The organism is Enterococcus sp. 12F9_DIV0723, assembly GCF_002174375.1.
GTDB classification, from domain to species: domain Bacteria; phylum Bacillota; class Bacilli; order Lactobacillales; family Enterococcaceae; genus Enterococcus_A; species Enterococcus_A gilvus.
Genome location: NZ_NIBK01000001.1, coordinates 418,340 through 437,574 on the forward strand (window position 1 = coordinate 418,340; position 19,235 = coordinate 437,574).

At 37.0% G+C, this 19,235-nt stretch carries 15 protein-coding genes, 1 pseudogene and 1 riboswitch; of the genes and pseudogenes, 15 read left to right on the forward strand and 1 reads right to left on the reverse strand.

The features are described 5' to 3' along the window. Position 1 precedes the first annotated feature (1 nt). The 11 genes from A5868_RS02225 to A5868_RS02275 all read left to right on the forward strand — a co-directional run bounded on the left by A5868_RS02225 (position 2) and on the right by A5868_RS02275 (position 13,901). A complete protein-coding gene (locus A5868_RS02225; RefSeq protein WP_086306069.1) occupies positions 2–1,741 on the forward strand; it encodes an ABC transporter ATP-binding protein in 1,740 nt (579 codons plus the stop codon). A 234-nt stretch (positions 1,742–1,975) separates the two neighbouring features. Next, complete coding sequence (locus A5868_RS02230; protein ID WP_086306070.1) at positions 1,976–2,581, forward strand: MptD family putative ECF transporter S component; 606 nt, start codon at positions 1,976–1,978, stop codon at positions 2,579–2,581. A 16-nt stretch (positions 2,582–2,597) separates the two neighbouring features. Then, entirely contained in the window at positions 2,598–3,290 is a 693-nt protein-coding gene (locus tag A5868_RS02235) for an energy-coupling factor transporter transmembrane component T (RefSeq protein ID WP_086306071.1), read from the forward strand. Then, positions 3,291–4,745: an ABC transporter ATP-binding protein gene (locus A5868_RS02240; RefSeq protein ID WP_086306072.1), complete on the forward strand. Its 1,455-nt coding sequence runs from the start codon at positions 3,291–3,293 to the stop codon at positions 4,743–4,745. A 789-nt stretch (positions 4,746–5,534) separates the two neighbouring features. After that, positions 5,535–6,116, forward strand: a complete 582-nt coding sequence (locus A5868_RS02245; protein WP_087654070.1) for a GNAT family N-acetyltransferase — start codon at positions 5,535–5,537, stop codon at positions 6,114–6,116. A 1,445-nt stretch (positions 6,117–7,561) separates the two neighbouring features. Continuing rightward, a complete protein-coding gene (locus A5868_RS02250) occupies positions 7,562–10,294 on the forward strand; it encodes a sigma 54-interacting transcriptional regulator (RefSeq protein WP_176281390.1) in 2,733 nt (910 codons plus the stop codon). A gap of 55 nt (positions 10,295–10,349) precedes the next feature. Next, on the forward strand, positions 10,350–10,778 hold the full coding sequence (locus tag A5868_RS02255) for a PTS sugar transporter subunit IIA (RefSeq protein WP_086306075.1): 429 nt from the start codon (positions 10,350–10,352) through the stop codon (positions 10,776–10,778). After that, complete coding sequence (locus A5868_RS02260; RefSeq protein ID WP_086306076.1) at positions 10,753–11,235, forward strand: PTS sugar transporter subunit IIB; 483 nt, start codon at positions 10,753–10,755, stop codon at positions 11,233–11,235. The genes A5868_RS02255 and A5868_RS02260 overlap by 26 nt, the downstream gene beginning before the upstream one ends. Positions 11,236–11,251: 16 nt before the next feature. Next, positions 11,252–12,037, forward strand: coding sequence for a PTS mannose/fructose/sorbose/N-acetylgalactosamine transporter subunit IIC (locus A5868_RS02265; protein WP_086306077.1), 786 nt, complete (start codon positions 11,252–11,254; stop codon positions 12,035–12,037). After that, complete coding sequence (locus A5868_RS02270) at positions 12,030–12,827, forward strand: PTS system mannose/fructose/sorbose family transporter subunit IID (protein ID WP_086306231.1); 798 nt, start codon at positions 12,030–12,032, stop codon at positions 12,825–12,827. The genes A5868_RS02265 and A5868_RS02270 overlap by 8 nt, the downstream gene beginning before the upstream one ends. A gap of 18 nt (positions 12,828–12,845) precedes the next feature. Next, the gene (locus A5868_RS02275; RefSeq protein ID WP_086306078.1) at positions 12,846–13,901 is read left to right on the forward strand and encodes an SIS domain-containing protein; all 1,056 of its coding nucleotides are present in this window, start codon (positions 12,846–12,848) and stop codon (positions 13,899–13,901) included. Positions 13,902–14,066: 165 nt separating this feature from the next. Here A5868_RS02275 and A5868_RS19295 read toward each other — a convergent pair. Then, positions 14,067–15,373: pseudogene (locus A5868_RS19295) on the reverse strand (IS3 family transposase); the annotation flags it as partial. Positions 15,374–15,488: 115 nt separating this feature from the next. Further along, a riboswitch (TPP riboswitch) is annotated at positions 15,489–15,577 on the forward strand. Between the two features lie 133 nt (positions 15,578–15,710). On the opposite strand from A5868_RS19295, the gene A5868_RS02300 reads away from it, so the two are divergent. From A5868_RS02300 to tenA, 4 genes are read left to right on the forward strand one after another with little or no spacing between them, the layout of a single operon-like run. After that, positions 15,711–16,274, forward strand: coding sequence for an ECF transporter S component (locus tag A5868_RS02300; RefSeq protein ID WP_086306082.1), 564 nt, complete (start codon positions 15,711–15,713; stop codon positions 16,272–16,274). Next, positions 16,274–17,629: an ABC transporter ATP-binding protein gene (locus A5868_RS02305; protein ID WP_086306083.1), complete on the forward strand. Its 1,356-nt coding sequence runs from the start codon at positions 16,274–16,276 to the stop codon at positions 17,627–17,629. The genes A5868_RS02300 and A5868_RS02305 overlap by 1 nt, the downstream gene beginning before the upstream one ends. Positions 17,630–17,635: 6 nt before the next feature. Further along, positions 17,636–18,298: an energy-coupling factor transporter transmembrane component T gene (locus A5868_RS02310; protein ID WP_086306084.1), complete on the forward strand. Its 663-nt coding sequence runs from the start codon at positions 17,636–17,638 to the stop codon at positions 18,296–18,298. After that, positions 18,298–18,990: a thiaminase II gene (tenA, locus tag A5868_RS02315; RefSeq protein WP_086306085.1), complete on the forward strand. Its 693-nt coding sequence runs from the start codon at positions 18,298–18,300 to the stop codon at positions 18,988–18,990. The genes A5868_RS02310 and tenA overlap by 1 nt, the downstream gene beginning before the upstream one ends. Positions 18,991–19,235: the final 245 nt, after the last annotated feature.

The window sequence follows — 19,235 nt, forward strand, 5'->3', positions numbered from 1 at the left end:
GATGAAAGATGCGATTTATAATATTACTTCGGGCGAACCGAAAACATTGGCACAGTCTACTTTTTGGGCGACTTTAGAATCAATTGCTCGTTTACTGCCAGCGGTTATTGCTTTTTACGGAATTTTTGAATTGTTTGAATCCTATCAACAAAACCGACCGTTGGATATGCAGCTTTATCTTTATCTGATTCTTGCAAGTGTGGTGTGGTTCGCTGTACAACTCTTAGTTTCTACGCTTGCTTACGACCGACAATATACAGCGGCGTATAACGTTTCAGAAAAAGGACGTACGAATTTGGCGAACCATTTAAGAAAACTTTCACTAGGATTTTTAGACAGCCGTGATCCCGGCGACCTAACAACGATGATGTTGGGAGATTATACACTATTAGAAAGCGCCGTTTCTCATTTAGTACCACAAGCTTTGGGCGCAGTCATTTTACTAGTCATGGCGTTTATTTCTCTATGCTTGATTGATTGGCGGATGACCGTGTGTCTGTATGCTATGCTGCCGATTGTATTACTAGTAGTCAAGGGTTCGAATATCTTAATGAAAAAACTGGGCGGACGGCACATCCAAGCGAAGGTAGAAAGTGCTTCTCGTCTTCAAGAATACTTGCAGGGAATCAAAGAGATCAAGGCTTATTCTTTAGGCGGTCAACAGTTTGCTCGAATTCAGCAGGCCTTTGATACGCTGCGGAAGGAATCGATTCGGATTGAAGGGGTGCTGGGACCAGTGGTAATGGTAGCTATCTCACTCTTGCGGATGGGGTTGCCGATATTAGTTTTTATGGGTTCTTATCTGCTTGCCCAAAGAAGTCTAGTGGAATCGGTTTTCTTAGTCTTTATTGTGGTGGCTAGTCGTATTTACGATCCCTTCACTACGTTGATGATCAATTATACGGAGATGCGTTATGCGCTGATCAGCGGTGAACGAATCATGAATATCCGCAATCAGCCGGAGGTTCAAGGAACAGAAGAGTTGACGGACGATTATACGATTCGCTTGAAGGATGTTGACTTCTCTTATAAAGATGATCCTGTATTGCAAAAAATCAATCTAGAGATCCAGCCTAGAACACTGACGGCTTTGGTTGGTCCATCGGGCAGCGGAAAATCTACGATCGTAAAATTATTGGCACGTTTCTATGATGTTCAAGCAGGCGTGATTGAGATCGGTGGGAAAGATCTTACAACGGTGAATCCAGAAAATTTATATAGTCATTTATCGATGGTGTTTCAAGATGTCTATTTATTTAAGGACACGATCTTAAATAATATTCGTGTCGGTAATCAAGCGGCTACCTTTGAGGAAGTGGTCGAAGCTGCTAAAAAAGCTCATTGTCATGAATTTATCAGCGCTCTTCCAGAGGGCTATGACACACTGGTCGGTGAAGGCGGCTCAACCTTATCCGGCGGCGAGAAACAACGAATCAGTATCGCCCGAGCTTTCATCAAACAATCTGAAATCATTTTATTAGATGAAGCGACAGCCGCCCTTGATTTAGAGAATGAAGCGGGAGTTCAACGAGCAATTAAAAATCTAGTAGCAGACAAAACGGTGATTGTGATCGCGCATCGTTTAAAAACAGTTATGAACGCAGATCAGATCGTTGTTTTGGAAAAAGGAAAAGTTGCGGCGAAGGGAAAACATCAAGAGCTATACCAAACTTGCGACCTTTATCGCAAATTAGTCGATATGCAAAACGAAGCCACCAATTGGAAATTTAGTAAAAATTAACTCATTAATAGGAAATAGGATGTCAGTTTTACTTCTTGCTTTAGCAAGTTAGTAAAAGGATATACGGTTTGAACATAAAACTAATTTTTCATGGGAAAAGTAATTCATTAATAGGAAATAGGATGTCAGTTTTACTTCTTGCTTTAGCAAGTTAGTAAAAGGATATACGGTTTGAACATAAAACTAATTTTTCATGGAAAAAGTAATTCATTAATAGGAAATAGGAGTGACCAAATGAAAAAGAAAAAGACGGATAAACTTATCTCAAAAGATTATTTAACAATTGGATTATATACCGTGGTCGAGTTTGTTGTAATGATGGTGATGTCGATGGTGACATTGCCGATCATGGCCTGGTTTTATCCTTATGCGACAGCCTTTGTTTTGTTTTTTACCTGTCCAATTTATTTATTGATGGCATTTAAGGTGGGAAAAAGAGGAACCTTATTAATTTTCGGAGCTATCAATGGCTTGTTTTACGCCATTATGGGAACGGTCTACATTCTGCCCATCACATTGTTGGGCGGTTTGATCGGCGAGGTGATTTTAGCTAAGACGAAGGGCTATCGTAAATTGGGTGCTCAAACGCTGGCATTTACAATCTATAACCTTCTATACGGCTTTTCAAACTATATTATCCTAGCGATCTCCGCTGATTATTACTCCAAGATGACTAAAAACACGGGTTATTCTGGGGATCATCTTAAATACTTAACAGAACCATTTTGGATCATGATCTCTATTGGGGCCTTGATCGCCGCGATTGTTTTAGGTTGTCTTTTCGGCTACAAATTATTGAATAAACATTTTGTAAAAGCTGGTGTAATCAAATCTGTGTAATGAAAAGGAGACGTCTATGAAAAAAAGTATTGATCCTAGAATCCAATTTCTTTTACTGATCGTCCAAAGTATTTTAGTTTTGTTCGCAAGGATGGATCAATTGATTTTATTGAACGTTTTTGCACTATTCTATTTACTTTATGCAGGTTTGATTCAAACAGCGATTAAGATGAGTGCGGTAATTGCTGCAACAGTCGCGCTATATATTTATATCGTGACTGCAGATCAGCAGTGGGTGAAAATGTTAGGTTTTTTGTGTTTTCTTGTCTTGCGTTTTGGGCCAGTTATTATAATGGCGCGTGTAATGCAGGAGGTACCTACAGGTCGTTTGATGGCGGCGATGCAGTTACTGAGACTGCCGAAAAATTTTATTCTCACTTTAGCAGTGACTTTGCGCTTTTTCCCGATCATCAAATTAGAAAATGACACGATCCAAATGTCTGCTCGCTTACGAGGTCTTTCATACTCTCAGCCTAAAAATTGGTTACGGCCATTGCAGGCGTTTGAATACACCTTTGTTCCCTTAATGATGCGGACGATGAAAATCACAGATGAGTTGACAGCGGCGGCTATGACCAAGGGCATTGATTGTCCGGGCCAACGAACATCGATTTATCAGACCCGTTTATCCAACAAGGATTTACTGCTCGTTGTGTTTTTTATCGGTTTTACGGTCTGTATTTTTACATTCAACTTTTTGGAGGTCTAGATGGTACAATCAGCGATCAAGTTAAAAAATATCCGTTTTAGTTACGGCGCGGAAGAGCCGCAGTTGGATGATCTTTCGTTAGAAATATGGAAGGGCGAATGTGTACTCGTGACCGGAGCTTCAGGGTGCGGGAAAACCACATTGACCCGTTTGATTAACGGCCTGATTCCCCACTATTATGAAGGAGAGTTGACCGGCGAACTTCAATTGAATGGAAAAAATGCCTTGGAACTGGAGGATTGGGAATACGGTGAACAAGTAGGAAGTGTCTTTCAGGATGCCCGTTCTCAATTTTTTACTTCGAATGTATTAGATGAATTGGCTTTTGCTTCTGAAAATTATCGTCTTGAAGCCCAAACAATCAAACAGCGAATTGATGATGTGCTGAAACTGAATCAAATGGACTATTTAAAGAAGCGAAAACTATCTCAGCTTTCGAGTGGTGAAAAACAAAAGGTTGCCATGGGCGCAGTGGAAGTTCATTATCCTGAGATTTTCGTGCTGGATGAGCCGTCCGCTAATTTAGATAATCATGGCAATACACAATTGGCCGCAACGGTGGAGCAGTTAAAAAAAGCTGGAAAAACTATTGTGATCGCGGATCATCGAATTCATTATTTGATGGAAGCGGCAGATCGAGTTATTTACATGGCGAAAGGGAAAATAGTTGAACAATGGACGATCGAGGAGTTTCGACAGTTATCAGAGGCAAAGCGGCATTCTTTTGATATTCGTGAAAAACAGGAAGTTCCAATCACGGAATTGTTAAGAGCAGAAGCAGCGGATGGTCCCTCGTTTTTAACCTTGAAAGACGTAACGATTGGTTATAGTCGTTTAGCTCCGAGCTTGATTAAGAAGCTTAATTTCTCATTGGCTAAAGGTGAGATCGCTCTGATTACAGGAGAAAATGGGTTAGGGAAAACGACTCTGGCTCGTACTTTATGCGGATTAAATAGAGAGCAGGCGGGAATAATCAGTATTGACGGACAACCGCAATCTATAAAGAAGCGGCGGGAAAAATGCTGGTTTGTTTTGCAAGATGCAGATTATCAGCTGTTTTCCGACAGCGTCTTGAATGAACTGCTTCTAGGAACGAAAAAGACTGAGGAAAATTTTGCGAAAGCAGAAAAACTGTTGAAGGAATTGAATTTATGGAGTTTCAAGGAGCAGCATCCGGCGACTTTGTCTGGTGGTCAGAAACAACGGTTAGTTTTTGCGGTTGGCTTGATGCGGGAACCTGAGCTGCTGATTTTAGATGAACCCACTTCGGGCCTGGATGCTGGCAACATGCGGCGAGTACAGCGGATGATCGTTGATTATGCTGCTAAAGGAATAACGTTCGTGATCATTACTCATGATCTAGAATTTGCGAAAGGATTTGGTCGAAGTACGATCGAATTAGGAAAGTCTCGCCCAAAAAATATTCGACAGTCTGAATTGATAGCGTCTAAATAAATAGAAATGATCCAGTATACTAAAAGTTGACACAGGAATAGAAAAATTACTAAAATTAGTGGAGGTGAATATTCCAATGAAATATAAAGTTTCATTTAAAACAACATTGTGTAAATTTAGTAGTTAAAGAAGGCCGAACAAATGAAAATATCACCAAAGAATTTAATTTGATCAAGGAATTATCAAAAATTGGATCGATATTTATGAAAACAATCGTACAGAGGAACAGGTTGATTAAGAGCAACGACAACGGGAACTTGAGAAGAGAATAAACTGCTCAAAAAGGAAAATAATTTCCTGAAAAAGGTGACCGCCTTCTTTGCCAAGAACCAAATTTTTGGTAATTTGCGTTTATTCACCTAAATAATCAAGAATTTGGTATTAAATGGTTGTGTCAGAGCTTAAATGTATCCCGTCAGGGATACTATTGCTTTATAAAATAGCAACCAACGCCTAGACAACAAAAATACAAAGCTCTTAGAAACTTGATTATTGATACTTTTTTCAATCATAATTAGAGAATGGATGCTCAAAAGCTCTTTGACTATTTATCCAGTCAAGGAGTCACTCTTTCGCTAAGTTTTGCTAAATTTATTCTTAAAGCGCAAGGTCTTTTTTCCAGAACCGTTTGGGGTAATTGTATAGGAAAAACAAGGTGTCAAAATGATATAGAAGCTAAGAAATGAATAGAGCGTTCAGTCACTATATGATAATCTAATTATAGAATCATTTAGCAATGATTTTAAGGAAAGGGTTAAGAACGTAAACAGAAAAGAGGGGAATAGCAAAGTGAGATTAATTGAGTATGACGATCAAATAGGATTGATGAAACAGATAGATAGCTATAACTTACTTAAAAATCAAAGAATCTTTTCAGCGCTTCCTAAAGAATCCATAGTTGATTCATCTAAGAAAAAAAATAGACACCCTATTGTGTTAGTGACAAATAATGAAATTGTGACTACTTTTTTTATCTTGCAAGAAAAAGAAGGTATAGAAACCTATTCTGATAATAAGCACGCTATTTTATTAAGAAGTTTTTCTACAAATTCAAAGTATCAAGGGAATGGTTTTGCTAAAAAGGCTTTACAATTACTTCCTAGCTATATAAGAAGCCATTTTGAATCAATAAATGAAATCGTATTAGCTGTGAATTCAGTAAACAATGTGGCAATAACTTTATACAAGAAATGTGGCTTTATAGATACTTCCCGAAGAATTAAAACTGAATACGGTTCATTAATAGATCTAGATGTGTATAAGAGACAGATCAAGGAATTATCAAAAATTGGATCGATATTTATGAAAACAATCGTACAGAGGAACAGGTTGATTAAGAGCAACGACAACGGGAACTTGAGAAGAGAATAAACTGCTCAAAAAGGAAAATAATTTCCTGAAAAAGGTGACCGCCTTCTTTGCCAAGAACCAAATTTTTGGTAATTTGCGTTTATTCACCTAAATAATCAAGAATTTGGTATTAAATGGTTGTGTCAGAGCTTAAATGTATCCCGTCAGGGATACTATTGCTTTATAAAATAGCAACCAACGCCTAGACAACAAAAATACAAAGCTCTTAGAAACTTGATTATTGATACTTTTTTCAATCATAATTAGAGAATGGATGCTCAAAAGCTCTTTGACTATTTATCCAGTCAAGGAGTCACTCTTTCGCTAAGTTTTGCTAAATTTATTCTTAAAGCGCAAGGTCTTTTTTCCAGAACCGTTTGGGGTAATTGTATAGGAAAAACAAGGTGTCAAAATGATATAGAAGCTAAGAAATGAATAGAGCGTTCAGTCACTATATGATAATCTAATTATAGAATCATTTAGCAATGATTTTAAGGAAAGGGTTAAGAACGTAAACAGAAAAGAGGGGAATAGCAAAGTGAGATTAATTGAGTATGACGATCAAATAGGATTGAGATGTGTATAAGAGACAGGTAGATAATATTTTGGGCTATCTAAGTAATAGCTTAAGGTTTACTATGCTAACGGAAGAACTGGAGAGAAGCAACCTGTCAGAATTCAAGGTTTCCTATAGTTTGGAAAAAATCCAAACAGAGTACTCAATTCAGATTGTGACAATCAAAAGTCATTGAAACACAGAACGAAGACAAAGCCAGGAAGAAGCTCAATGAAATAGAAAAGTGAAAGATAAACTATATTTCTTCAGTAACAATTTTCGCATGGATGGAGAATACTAGTGAAAAATAATCACTGTTAAGATTAATCAAGTTTGTAGTGTACTTGATTTTTTGTCATCCTTTCATAACTGTTACTTTTAGGTGTACCCAAAGGGAGCATATCCGATATTTATTGTATCAGGGTTACTGCTCTAAGAATATGTTAATTTTGAATGGCGTATAAACAAAAACACCAAATTGTGACAAAGTCTGACCTCGATTTTGTACTTTCATGGTTTATTTTTTTGTAACAACTATCGTAATGAGATACAGCATTTTTAGCAGCGAACCATCCGATGGGAAGAGTTTTTTTGACTTTATTGTTTTGCGAAGTTGCTACTGAAATACCTCAATCACACTAGTTGTATAAATGATGCGGTATAAGGTTCTGTTGCAAAGCATATCTAGTTAAAGGCTGTTGTTTTAAGTTTACTATCGATCAAGCCGGGATACCTAGTAATCCTTTTGGAGTAAACGTCATGAATATTTTTAAATACTTAACTGCTCATTGATAGATGGACACGATCTATTAATTAGGTTTGATATTGATTATAGGTCTATTGCTATTTTGACCTATGAAGAATTGATTTCATTCCAGACTTCGTTAGAATGGGTATAGAGGTGGTTGGGATGTCTACATTAGAAGAAGCAATTTTGGAATTAGCAAATGAGAAGTGTAAGAATCTGCAATTAGACCAATTAGAGCGATTTTTCTTTGACACACCTGAAATAGAGAAACTACTGAAGGTAAGCAGGACCCAAGCTAGTCGAGCAGCTAATCGACTTGTTGAAAATGGGTTGCTAGTTAAAGTGAATACGCGACCAGTTTTATTTTTACCCAAAAAGGTCTTTGAAGAACATTTTAAATTGGAATTGAATAAGGAATATGAACGAGTGCAGGAAATCGTCGAATTGATAAAAAAGCTACCGGCGGAAAGAGTGTTTGAACAAATGATTGGTTGGGATAAAAGTCTCTCTGAGGCATTGGAACAACTAAGGACAGCAGTCTTTTATCCAGAAAATGGATTACCGATTATGCTGATGGGAGATACAGGTGTCGGAAAAAGTTATTTTGTTCAGGTGATGCATGAGTATATGATCAAAGCAGGCGTGTTACCCTTTGATGCGCCTTTCAAGGTGCTAAACTGCGCGCAGTATTACAATAATCCAGAACTATTGTCAGGACTTTTATTTGGATACGCGAAAGGTGCATTTACTGGAGCTTATGAGAGCCGGGCTGGATTGTTGGAGGAAGCCGATCAAGGATTACTTTTTTTGGATGAAGTACACCGGTTAAATGCTGAAGGCCAGGAAAAGCTTTTTACGTTTATGGATAAAGGAAATTTTGTAAGAATTGGTGAGACAAAGTCGCGTAAAGCTAAGGTGCGTTTGGCTTTTGCAACGACGGAAAAACCTCAAGAATTTCTACAAACGTTTTTAAGAAGAATTCCAATTCATATTTACGTTCCCAATATGGATGAACGCGGAATCATGGAAAAACGACAAATGATTGAGTATTTATTTGGTAAAGAAAGCCGCAAACTGAATCAACCGATTGAGGTAACACCGCGAGTGTTAAATATTTTACTGCAGACATATTACGAGGGGAATATTGGAGAAATTGAGAATACAATCAAATATGCTTGCGGCAGCGCCATTGCCCGTAATGAACAGACTCAAGTGAAAATTCAGTTGCGTGATTTGCCACAAAAAATCTATGCTCATAATATACAAAATGAACAATGGTCGACCTTTGAGGGTTCTAATCTTATCTTTTCAGGCTCCTATGAGAGAAAGCAGGTTTCTAGCCGAGCAAAGGAGCTGACTGGGTTTATTTCTCGAATGATACTTCTTCACGAACATTATGAGAATGGTGAAGAAACGTTGCATGAATTGAAAAAGCAATGGTTACAGCAAGTGACTCAATTCATGGATGAGTTAGTGTATCAGGATAAATATGCTAGCCATATGTCATTGGAAAAATTTATTTTGACGACAATGCAAGAGATTTTTAGGGAACTAGATTATCAAACAAAATTCCGATACGATGGCAATTTTGTTTTGTTCTTTTCTCATTACATTTATCGTTATGTCTTGAAAGGCGAAACAGATCAGTTATTTCTTCCAGAAAGTTTAAAACAGTTGATCAATGAGAACTATCGATTAGCAAAAGGCGCGATAACTACACTTTTACCAGAAGTAGAAAAACGATTAGACTTAACCTTTAATGATGTAGATCGTAGCTTGTTTATTCATTTCTTATCAACACTAGAACAGACTGAACAAGAAGCAGATTTGGATGCCATCATTTTAGCGCATGGTTATGCCACTGCTAGTAGCATTGCCAATGTGTGTAATCGAATGTTGGGTAATTCAACGTTTGCATCCATTGACATGCCGATCGAGGCTACATTGGACGATATTAGTGAAAAGGTTCGTCTTTATATAGAAGAAAACCAGGTCAATCGTGGGTTAGTAATTTTAATTGATATGGGCTCTTTGAATATGATTTATGAGCAGTTGAAGCAGGATATTGAAATTCCAATTTTATTTATTGATCAATTAGGAACTTTAATGGCTTTAGAAATTGGTAATCTAATTCAGCAAGGTAAGGATTTAGCAGAGATCGCTGAACAAATGAAAGAAGTTACCGTACCGAACATTCAGCTCTTTCAACCGGAACGTAGTAAACGAAAAGCAATTATCACTACCTGTTTTACTGGGCTTGGAACAGCTGTGCAGATCCAAAAGTTATTGTACGATTGTTTAGATGGTATGGTGGATATTGAAATAATCCCAACAGAATTCAGTGAGTTGAAGAAGAATGGCATTAGCCCCGCGTTAACAGCCAAGTATGACCTTTTGGCAATTATCGGAACAGATGATCCAGAAGTGCCAAAGGCGAATTTTGTTCTTCTAGAAACCATCATTTCCGGTGATGGCTCCAGCAAAATCGCGGAAATTTTTCAACGAACCTTGGCTGAAGATGACATTATAGAAATCAATAATCGACTGGTAAAAAACTTTTCGTTAATTCGGGTGATTGATTCTTTGACGATACTGGATACCAAGAAAATTATGGAACTTGTTGAAGGCTGTATTCAACAGTTGGAAACTCGCTTATTTTTAGAATTATCTAATGCTCGCAAAGTTGCGATGTATGTCCACGTCAGTTGTATGGTGGAACGTTTGATCCGACATTCTGAAATTATGGACTTTCCTGATTTGGAAAAATTTTCATATGATCATCAAAAGGAGATTAGAGTGATCCAGGAAGTGTTTAGTGTGCTAGAGCAGACTTATAGTGTGACAGTTCCTCTCACAGAGATCGGATATATCTACAATATTCTTTATAATCCGTAGCGTGCCACTAGTTGGCACGCTTTTTGCTTTATATAAAAGCGAAGGAGGGATTTAGTTGAAATATTTAATTGCGACACATGGTGAGTTTTCAAAAGGAGTCATTGATAGTGTTCAACTAATTATTGGAGAAGATATAGCGATTGATTATTTCTGCATGACAAAGTCAAAATCTTCTGAAGAGGCTTCCAAGGAAGTAAAACGGTACTTAGCAAGTGTAAAGGAAGAACCGTTAATTGTTTTAGCAGATGTGTTTGGAGGAAGTGTCGCAAATCTTTTTACAGAATTTTTATTAGAGGGATATGATTTTCAATTGGTTACGGGAGTGAACCTACCCATGTTATTGAACTTATTCTTGTCAGAAGGTTCAATAGAGGAACGAATAAACAATAGTTTAGAAGAAGCTAAAAGAGGAATCTTACATGTAAATGCATGTATTGAAAGTAAAGGGGGCGTACAAGATGACAGTATCATTATTGAGGATTGACGATCGTCTGATTCACGGACAGGTAGCTTTTGGATGGACTTCATCATTAGGGGTCAACACCATTTTGGTCGTAAACGATGAAGCCAAGAATGATCAAATGAAAGCCATGGCACTAAATTTGGCAAAGCCAAGCAATGCAAACTTATATATCCGAAGCGTTGAGGAATCAGGTGAAATTGTCGAGAAATTTAGCCATTCCAAAAAAAGCAATGTCTTAGTTCTGGTAAAAAATACAGCTGATGCACGCAAGCTGATCGAAAATGCTGGTAACGTCATTAAAGAAATTAATATTGGCGGGTTACGTTTTTCCGAGGGCAAACGTAAGTTGACGGATCTAGTGGCCGTTGATGGGGAAGATATTGAAAACTTGAAAGCGATTCATGCATCTGGAGTGGAAGTCGAATTTCGGATGTTGCCAAGAGATAAACGAAAGACGTTGGAGGATTTTGATTTGTAAGAAAGGAGAAAATAGAATGGTAGCACAAGCATTAATGCTAGGGTTGATAGCAGGAATCGGAATTTTGGATGGCCGTATTTTTGGACAAATGATGTTTGATCGACCACTAGTAACGGGCCTCTTTGTTGGCGTCGTTTTAGGCGATGTTACACAAGGGATTATTATCGGGGCTCAACTAGAATTGATCTGGATGGGTATTGCAGGTATCGGTGCAGCAACACCGCCTGATGTTGTAACGGGAGGCATTTTAGGAACAGCATTCGCAATTATTTCTGGTAGTGGTGTTGAAGTAGCTTTGGCTTTAGCAGTACCGATAGCTGTATTGGCTCAAACTTTGGGTGTTGTAGTGAGGATTGCTAATACTTATTTTGCTCATAAAGCTGATACGTATGCTAAGGAAGCAAATTATAGAGGGCTGGCCATTTCAATGTGGATTCCGGTTTGTCTGTTTTTCTTGAGTACATTTTTACCTACGTTTTTAGCCATTCTTTTGGGAGCAGATCAAGTTTCTACTCTTATTAATTCGATTCCTAAAGTAATTTTAGATGGGATGGGTGTTGCAGGGTCACTGTTACCGGCAATTGGATTCGCTTTATTGATGGACATGCTCTTTTCGAAAAAAATGGCACCATTCTTCTTCGTCGGTTTCTTGGCGGCAGCATATGGTGGCTTGAATATCACAGCGATCGCTCTGTTTGCTGTATGTCTAGCATTTATCTTGCATTTCTATATCGAACCCAAAAAGGAAGCAACTGACTCGGCTCAAGATAATTTAACGGAGGGAGAGATTGACTTTGACTAAGGTAACTAACAAAGAGCTTCGAAGCGTATTCTGGCGTTCATTTGCCTTACAGGGAGCGTTTAACTATGAGCGAATGCAAAATATTGGTTATTGCTATTCAATGATTCCGGTAATTCGACGATTATATGGCGAGAAAAAAGACCAATCAGTGGCATTAATTCGGCATTTGGAAATTTTCAATACTACACCGGCAGTAGTTCCGACTATCATGGGAATAACTGCGGCGATGGAAGAAGAAAATGCTAACAACGTTGACTTTGATGAACAATCGATCAATGCCGTTAAAGCGTCACTGATGGGACCGTTAGCTGGAATTGGAGATTCGATTTTCTGGGGAACTTTACGAATTATCGCTGCCGGTATCGGAGTGTCAATCGCCAAAGACGGCAGTATGTTTGGCCCTATTTTATTCCTGTTGATTTACAATATCCCGAATTTTCTTGTTCGAATTTTTGGCCTGAAATTAGGTTATCAGGTTGGAGTAAACTCACTGGAACGAATCCAAAAAGAAGGCTTGATGGACAAGATCATGTCTGTAGCAACCATTATTGGATTATCAGTAGTGGGTGGTATGGTAGCCACCATGTTGTCGATATCCACACCATTGGAATTAAAAATCAGTGGGGCTGAAATAGTTGTTCAGGATATTCTGGATCAGATTTTACCTAACATGCTTCCGCTGATCTTTACCTTTGTGATCTATCGTTTGATCAAGAAGGTTAGTATTACTTGGCTGACTATTGGAATTATCATATTTGGGATTTTAATGCACGCTATTGGAATTTTATAAAAAAAGGAGAATTGACAAATGGCTACAATTGAAAGTTACATGTTGGAAACACCTGAGAAAATGGAATTAATTATTGAGAAATCTGCAAAATTGTTTGCAGAGGTAAAGAAAGCTTCTGTAAAACGAATTATCATTACCGGATCAGGAACAAGCTATCACTCAGGATTACAAATGAGTCAAAAAATGCAAGCATTACTAAAAATGGATGTTCGTGCAATGTATCCATTTGAGATTACAAAAACGACTTTTTTAACGGATAATGAGCAAACTTTAGTCGTGGGAATTTCTCAAGGAGGAAGTAGCTACTCCACTTATAATGCAATGAAGCTAGCAAAATATCATGGCTGCATGACGGCCTCAATGGCAGGAGTAGAAGAAGCCTATATTGATGAGGTAGCGGATTATATTTTAACCGTTGACTGTGGTGAAGAATTAGCAGGGGCCAAGACCAAAGGATTCTATTGTACGAAGTTGAATTTATTGTTGTTGGCATTGTCTATTGGTTTAGAGAAGGGGACAGTCTCAGAAGAAAGGGTCAATAGTGAAATTGCTGAAGCAAGGGAAGCAGCAAAACATTTCCGTTCGGTCTTCGATGCTTCTGAAGCGTGGATTGAGGAACACAAAGAATCATTAAAAGAGATTAAAGATATTCGTATCACTGGTCCAGCTTCATTATATGGAGACATCCTAGAGAGTGCATTAAAACTATTAGAAACCATGCGTTGTCCAGTTACAGGTTATGAATTCGAAGAATTTATTCACGGAATTTACAATGCAATCAATGATGAATCGACTGTGTTCATTTTAGATGTCGGAGACGAATCTCGGTCGCATAAAATGAAAGAAGTCCTATCGGGATGGAGTGAAACAATTTATTTAATTACTAATTATGAATCGGATAATGCGAACCTAGTTTTACCTACCGCTGATAATAATGAAATGTTGACTTTTAACTTCATTATTCCATTACAACTGATGTGTGCAAAAATTCCAAATTTGCGCGGAGTTGATCCATCCACACCAAAAGATCCACAATTTCATATGAAATTAGGAAGTAAGAAGTTTAACAAGTAATAGAGCAAGCAGTGTATAGTTTTGTAAAATGAAGTGAGACCCAATAGTTAGACCATATATCGACTAGAAAATCTAGTCGGTATTTTTTATGCTGTCATTCGTTCTCGATACTGTACTACAACCAAGCCGTGTCTTAATTCGGCGATGGTTGTAGTAATCAATCTACTCCTCAATTGCTCGTTTTAAACTTTCAAGACTAGTATATTCGACACCATGGTATATTTCCTGCTTTAATAAACCGAAGAAATTCTTTATCAACGAGTTGTCAAGACAGTTCCCTTTTGCGACATGCTTTGAAATATGTTCTTATTCAATAATGGTTTTCTATAGTGCTTCATCTGGTAAGCCCACCCTTGGTCTGAATGGAATGTCCGATGGTATGGACAATCTGCGGTGCAGTCAATGGCTTCTTTTTGAGCAGCGAGAATAGGATTTATAGTTGGGTTTTCTGAAATTCGATAGGACAAAATTTCCCCATTAAACATATCAAGAAATGGTTTGAGGTACAGTTTTTTAATTCTTATCTTTCCTGTATTGTCCCGTTCGTAATACTTGAATTCAGAAGTATCTGTGGTAATTTTTGATGCGGAACCGATGTATAAAAACGTCGGCGAATACGATTTTTTGCTACTCAACCAACGGTTCCTTTGTAAGAATAATATCTACGAGATTTTCGTGTGAACTTTGCGCCCTTCAATCCAAGCTTACGCATCAATCGGCGGATTTTCTTTTGGTTCACTTTTAGTCCACGCGCATTCAAGGCAATTTGAATTCGACGATAGCCATAATTACCATTATTTTCTTCGAAAATTTCTGTCATGATTTTTTCTAATTCTGCATCTGGATTTTCATGATCGAACCGCTGTTGCCAATACATATACGTTGCTTTAGGAAATTTCGTCTCCTCAAGAATAATCGCTAATCGGAACTCTTTTCGGAGTTCGTGGATGATTCGTGCGTCTCGTTCTTGAGTCGATCCGGGATAGTCATCCCTAAAGTCCGGAGCTTTTTTATGAAAACCAGTTCAGTACGAAGCAGTTCATTCTCTCGTTCCAGTTCCTGCTCACGCATCAAGGGTTTCTTTGATAGCTATTTCTTTTTTTCTTTGGCATAGAAGGTCTTCTTTTCGGTTTCGGTGAAAGACCTCTCATGACTTCGCGCAGAAATGCTTGATGCCAGTGCAGGAGTAGGTCTCCAGATGGCAATCCATAATTCAACGCAAAATCAAGGTAAGAGTCACCGCTAGTCAAATAATAGTGTAAGACATCTTGCTTGAATTGAGAAGAATAAGTTTGTTTGCCTTTTCTTCGATTTAGAGCACTAAAACCGAGCTTTTCAACGGTTTTCACCCATTTTTTTACTGTCGAATCAGCCGGAATACCAAAGCTACGAGCCAATGTTTGATAACCACCTTCACCATTCTGGTAAGCTTCAACAACGACTTTTTTAAATCCGTAATCATATTTAGACACTAAAAAACCACCTAAGTTAGATTTTTTGGTCTAACTTAGGGGGCGCAATTCAAATCTTTCAATGGTACTTGTTTTCTTTTCAATAGTGATATGGTAATATTTACTTAAATTAATATAATGACATTTGGGGTGCGTAAAGCTGAGATTATACCCATTGAACCTGAAACAGTTAGTACTGTCGAAGGAAAATGTATAATGCTTTTTGTTGAACTAAAAAAAATCATCGGATGAAATTTATCTTGATAGTTTTTTTGAGTTGTTTAAAATGAGTAGCAAGTTTAAGTTTTCTAACCCCTTATGCCTCTATTTTTAATAATAAAGGAAAAGGGGTTTTTTTATGGAAAAGTTTAAATGGGCACTACCTGATGTAATTTTTTTGGCATTCTTAGCTTTCTTATTTGGTGCAGTATTTATGGGGACAGGCGTTTTGTATGCATTATTGGTTTCTATTCTTACACCATTTGGATTAACAGCATTTGCTAACGAAATATTATTTGGCATGTGGACGATTGCGGCACCTGTGGCGGGGATGCTTATTCCTAAGGTTGGAAGTGCACTGTTGGGTGAAGTGTTTGCAGCTTTAGCAGAAATGTTATACGGATCATACTTTGGCGCAGGTGTGTTGATTTCTGGATTCATTCAAGGGCTAGGCACAGAAGCAGGTTTCTTCATTACTAAGTATAAGCGTTATGATACGATAACACTAATCTATGGAGCAATTGGAACAACGATATTTAGTTTTGCATATGAATTCTTTAAATTTGGATACGGTACTTATGGCGTAATTATGATATTGTCTTTATTTGTAGTTCGTTTTATTTCCGTAGCCTTTTTTGGAGTTTTTTTAACAAAGCAAATAGTTTTCATACTTAATAAGTTACAGAAACAAAGTGCTTCCTAATGAGTAGGGGTATTAAAATTCAAGATTTGATAGTAAAAAAATTCGGGGGCTTTCATTTGAATAAAATTTCCTGCGAATGGGACTTAGGAGAGTTTATTTTGCTTACCGGAGACAGTGGAAGTGGTAAAAGTACGCTTATTCATACTGTAGCTGGTTTCAACGGTGTGACATTTGAAGGAAATATCTTAGTTGATGGACTAGGTATTCATAAATACTCTATTTCAGAAAAGGCACAAAAAATTGGGCTTATGTTTCAGAACCCAAGTCAACAATTTACTATGCGAACATTAGAACGAGAATTTGTATTTGTTTTAGAAAATTGTGGAGTTTCTTATTATAATGCCAATAGTAGGATACAAGAAGCTGTTGATGAAATGGAAATTTCACATTTAATGTATCAGGAACTGACAACCTTATCTGGAGGAGAAAAGCAACGCGCAGCGTTGGCAATATTGATTGCATTAGATGCACCTGTTTTTTTGTTAGATGAACCATTTGCGAGTATTGATCCCGAATCAAGAATTTTCTTAATAAATATGTTATCTAAATTAAGAGATAAGGGGAAGTTAATTGTAGTTGTTGACCATGATATGACACACTATAGACAGCTGATAGATAGGCTTTTTATCATGAAAAATGGAAGTTTAACGGAGTCTCAAGTGGAAAGTTTACCGGAAAAAACAGATGTACCTAAGTTAAAAAGTTATAAGGAAATCAATTCTGCGATTTTCACCTTGGATAATGTAGCAATAGGGCAAGGTGGTGAAGAGTTGATAAAGAAACAAGATTTTACTTTTTACAACGGGGTATCCACTTTAACAGGTGATAATGGTGCAGGCAAATCCACCTTGTTGAAAGCAATGGTTCAATTATATCCGTATAGTGGGAAAATGTTCTTTCAGGAAAAACGAGTTTCAAGAATTTTTGGGAAGAAACGGTTATACAAATTGCTGACCTTGGCTGTTCAAAGTGCTGAACAGCAATTCGTCACCCTTGAAGTTAGCAGTGAGTTGAATTTTCCTAAAAAAATAAGTAATGAAATAAGTAAGCGGCAATTGCAAGCTCTAGAAGAATTAAACATCACACATTTATTAGATCGTAGTTTATTTCATTTAAGTGAAGGTCAAAAAAAGATGGTTCAACTCATTAGTTTGTTAAGTTTAGATCATAATTTTTTAATGTTAGATGAGCCTTTTTCTGGACTAGATAAAAAAACTTGCGATTACTTTGTTCGATGGATTGAGGAGAAGAGAACGCAAACAGATTTTCTAATAGTTTCACACCGACTTGATCCATTAGATGGGATTAGCGACTATCATTTACACTTGTCAAATAAATCGCTAAAGGAGGTATGATCTAATATGGAAGAGAGAACTACTTCTATTCCAGCAATATTTGTCTGGGTATTCTTTTTTACTATTGAAGTTTCTTTTACACATTCGGTATGGTTAAATTTATATTTAGTAGTTGTAGTTGTTTTTTATTTGGTTTATAAAAAAATGATTGGAACAGTATTGTTTTTGATTAGTCTTCCGTTTATTCCAGCAATAACAACTTTTTGGTCTGTATACATTCAAGGAAGTGGCATTACTGATGCGTGGATATTATTTACAAGAACTTATGCCTTTGCTGCTTTAGGGATAGGATTTATGACTACTATAGATTTTCAAGATTGCTTACTTGTTTTTGAACAATATAAAATACCTTCTATTTTCATCTACGGATTGATGGTTGTTATACATGCAGTTCCTGATATACGTAAAGAAATAAAAAATATGTATGACGCAAGTTTATTACGGGGAAAGCGATTGTATCCATGGTCATCTTTTTACTATGTGAAGGTTATTTTTCTTGCTCTTAACTGGCGTGACCATTACACAGAAGCTATGTATTCAAGAGGGTTCTCTGAAACCAATCCACGGGTTCATTATATAACTTGGAAAATATCTAGAGGATCTGTAATAGTGTGTGCAGTCCTAATAATATTAGGAAATATTTTAATTAGACTGGAGAGATTTACTTAATGGAAAAATCATTTACCGAAATAGTACGTGAACAAACAACTCCTTATTGGGAGGGTAGTTTCAAGCATCCTTTTATTGTCCAATTGCAAGAAGGCTCTTTGCCTATTGAGAATTTTCGTTATTACTTGATACAAGATTCATACTATTTGATTCACTTCTCAGAGCTGTATAGGAAAGTAGCTGAAAAAACAAGTGTGTCTGAATTGCGGACACAGATGATGAATAATGCAGCAGATTTAGCAAAGGGAGAACTTGCTATTAGAGCTAACTTTTTTAAAGATCTGGATATCACAGAAGAAGAAATAAACCTCACTCAGATTTCACCAACAGCATATCACTACGTATCGCACATGTATCGTCAATTGGTTGCCCATAACGCTACAATTGCAGCTGCAAGTTTGTTGCCTTGTTCTTGGCTTTATTTCGATATCGGTCGCAATTTGAAAAATGAAAACGTGAAATCTCCAGTATCTATCTATCAAAAATGGATTGAAACCTATGGAAGTGATGAAGCGAGTGAAGCATTAGAAAAAGAACGTGCACTGCTAAATAGATTGTATGCTGAAAGTAAAAAAGTAGATCAAGAAATGATGATTTCAGCATTTGTAATAAGTGCAAAAATGGAGTTCAATTTTTGGGAAATGGCATATAAATTGGAAAAGTGGCCAGAAGGTATAAAAAATGACAATTAAGGTCAGATTAAATAAATAGGATTATTTTTACGAGAGGTTTTAAATCGTTAAAGCTTTTCATTCAATTAATTTGGAGATAAATATGTTAGTGAAAATTATTTCGTTAGACTTATTTTTTCTTAAAGGATTTCTTAATAAATTGAACCTTTACCTTCATATTATTTGATTGTGCTAACTATTAAAGAAAAGAATAAGGACTAATTTATAAAGTAAATTTGAAAAAAGTGTTGACAACAATAATAACA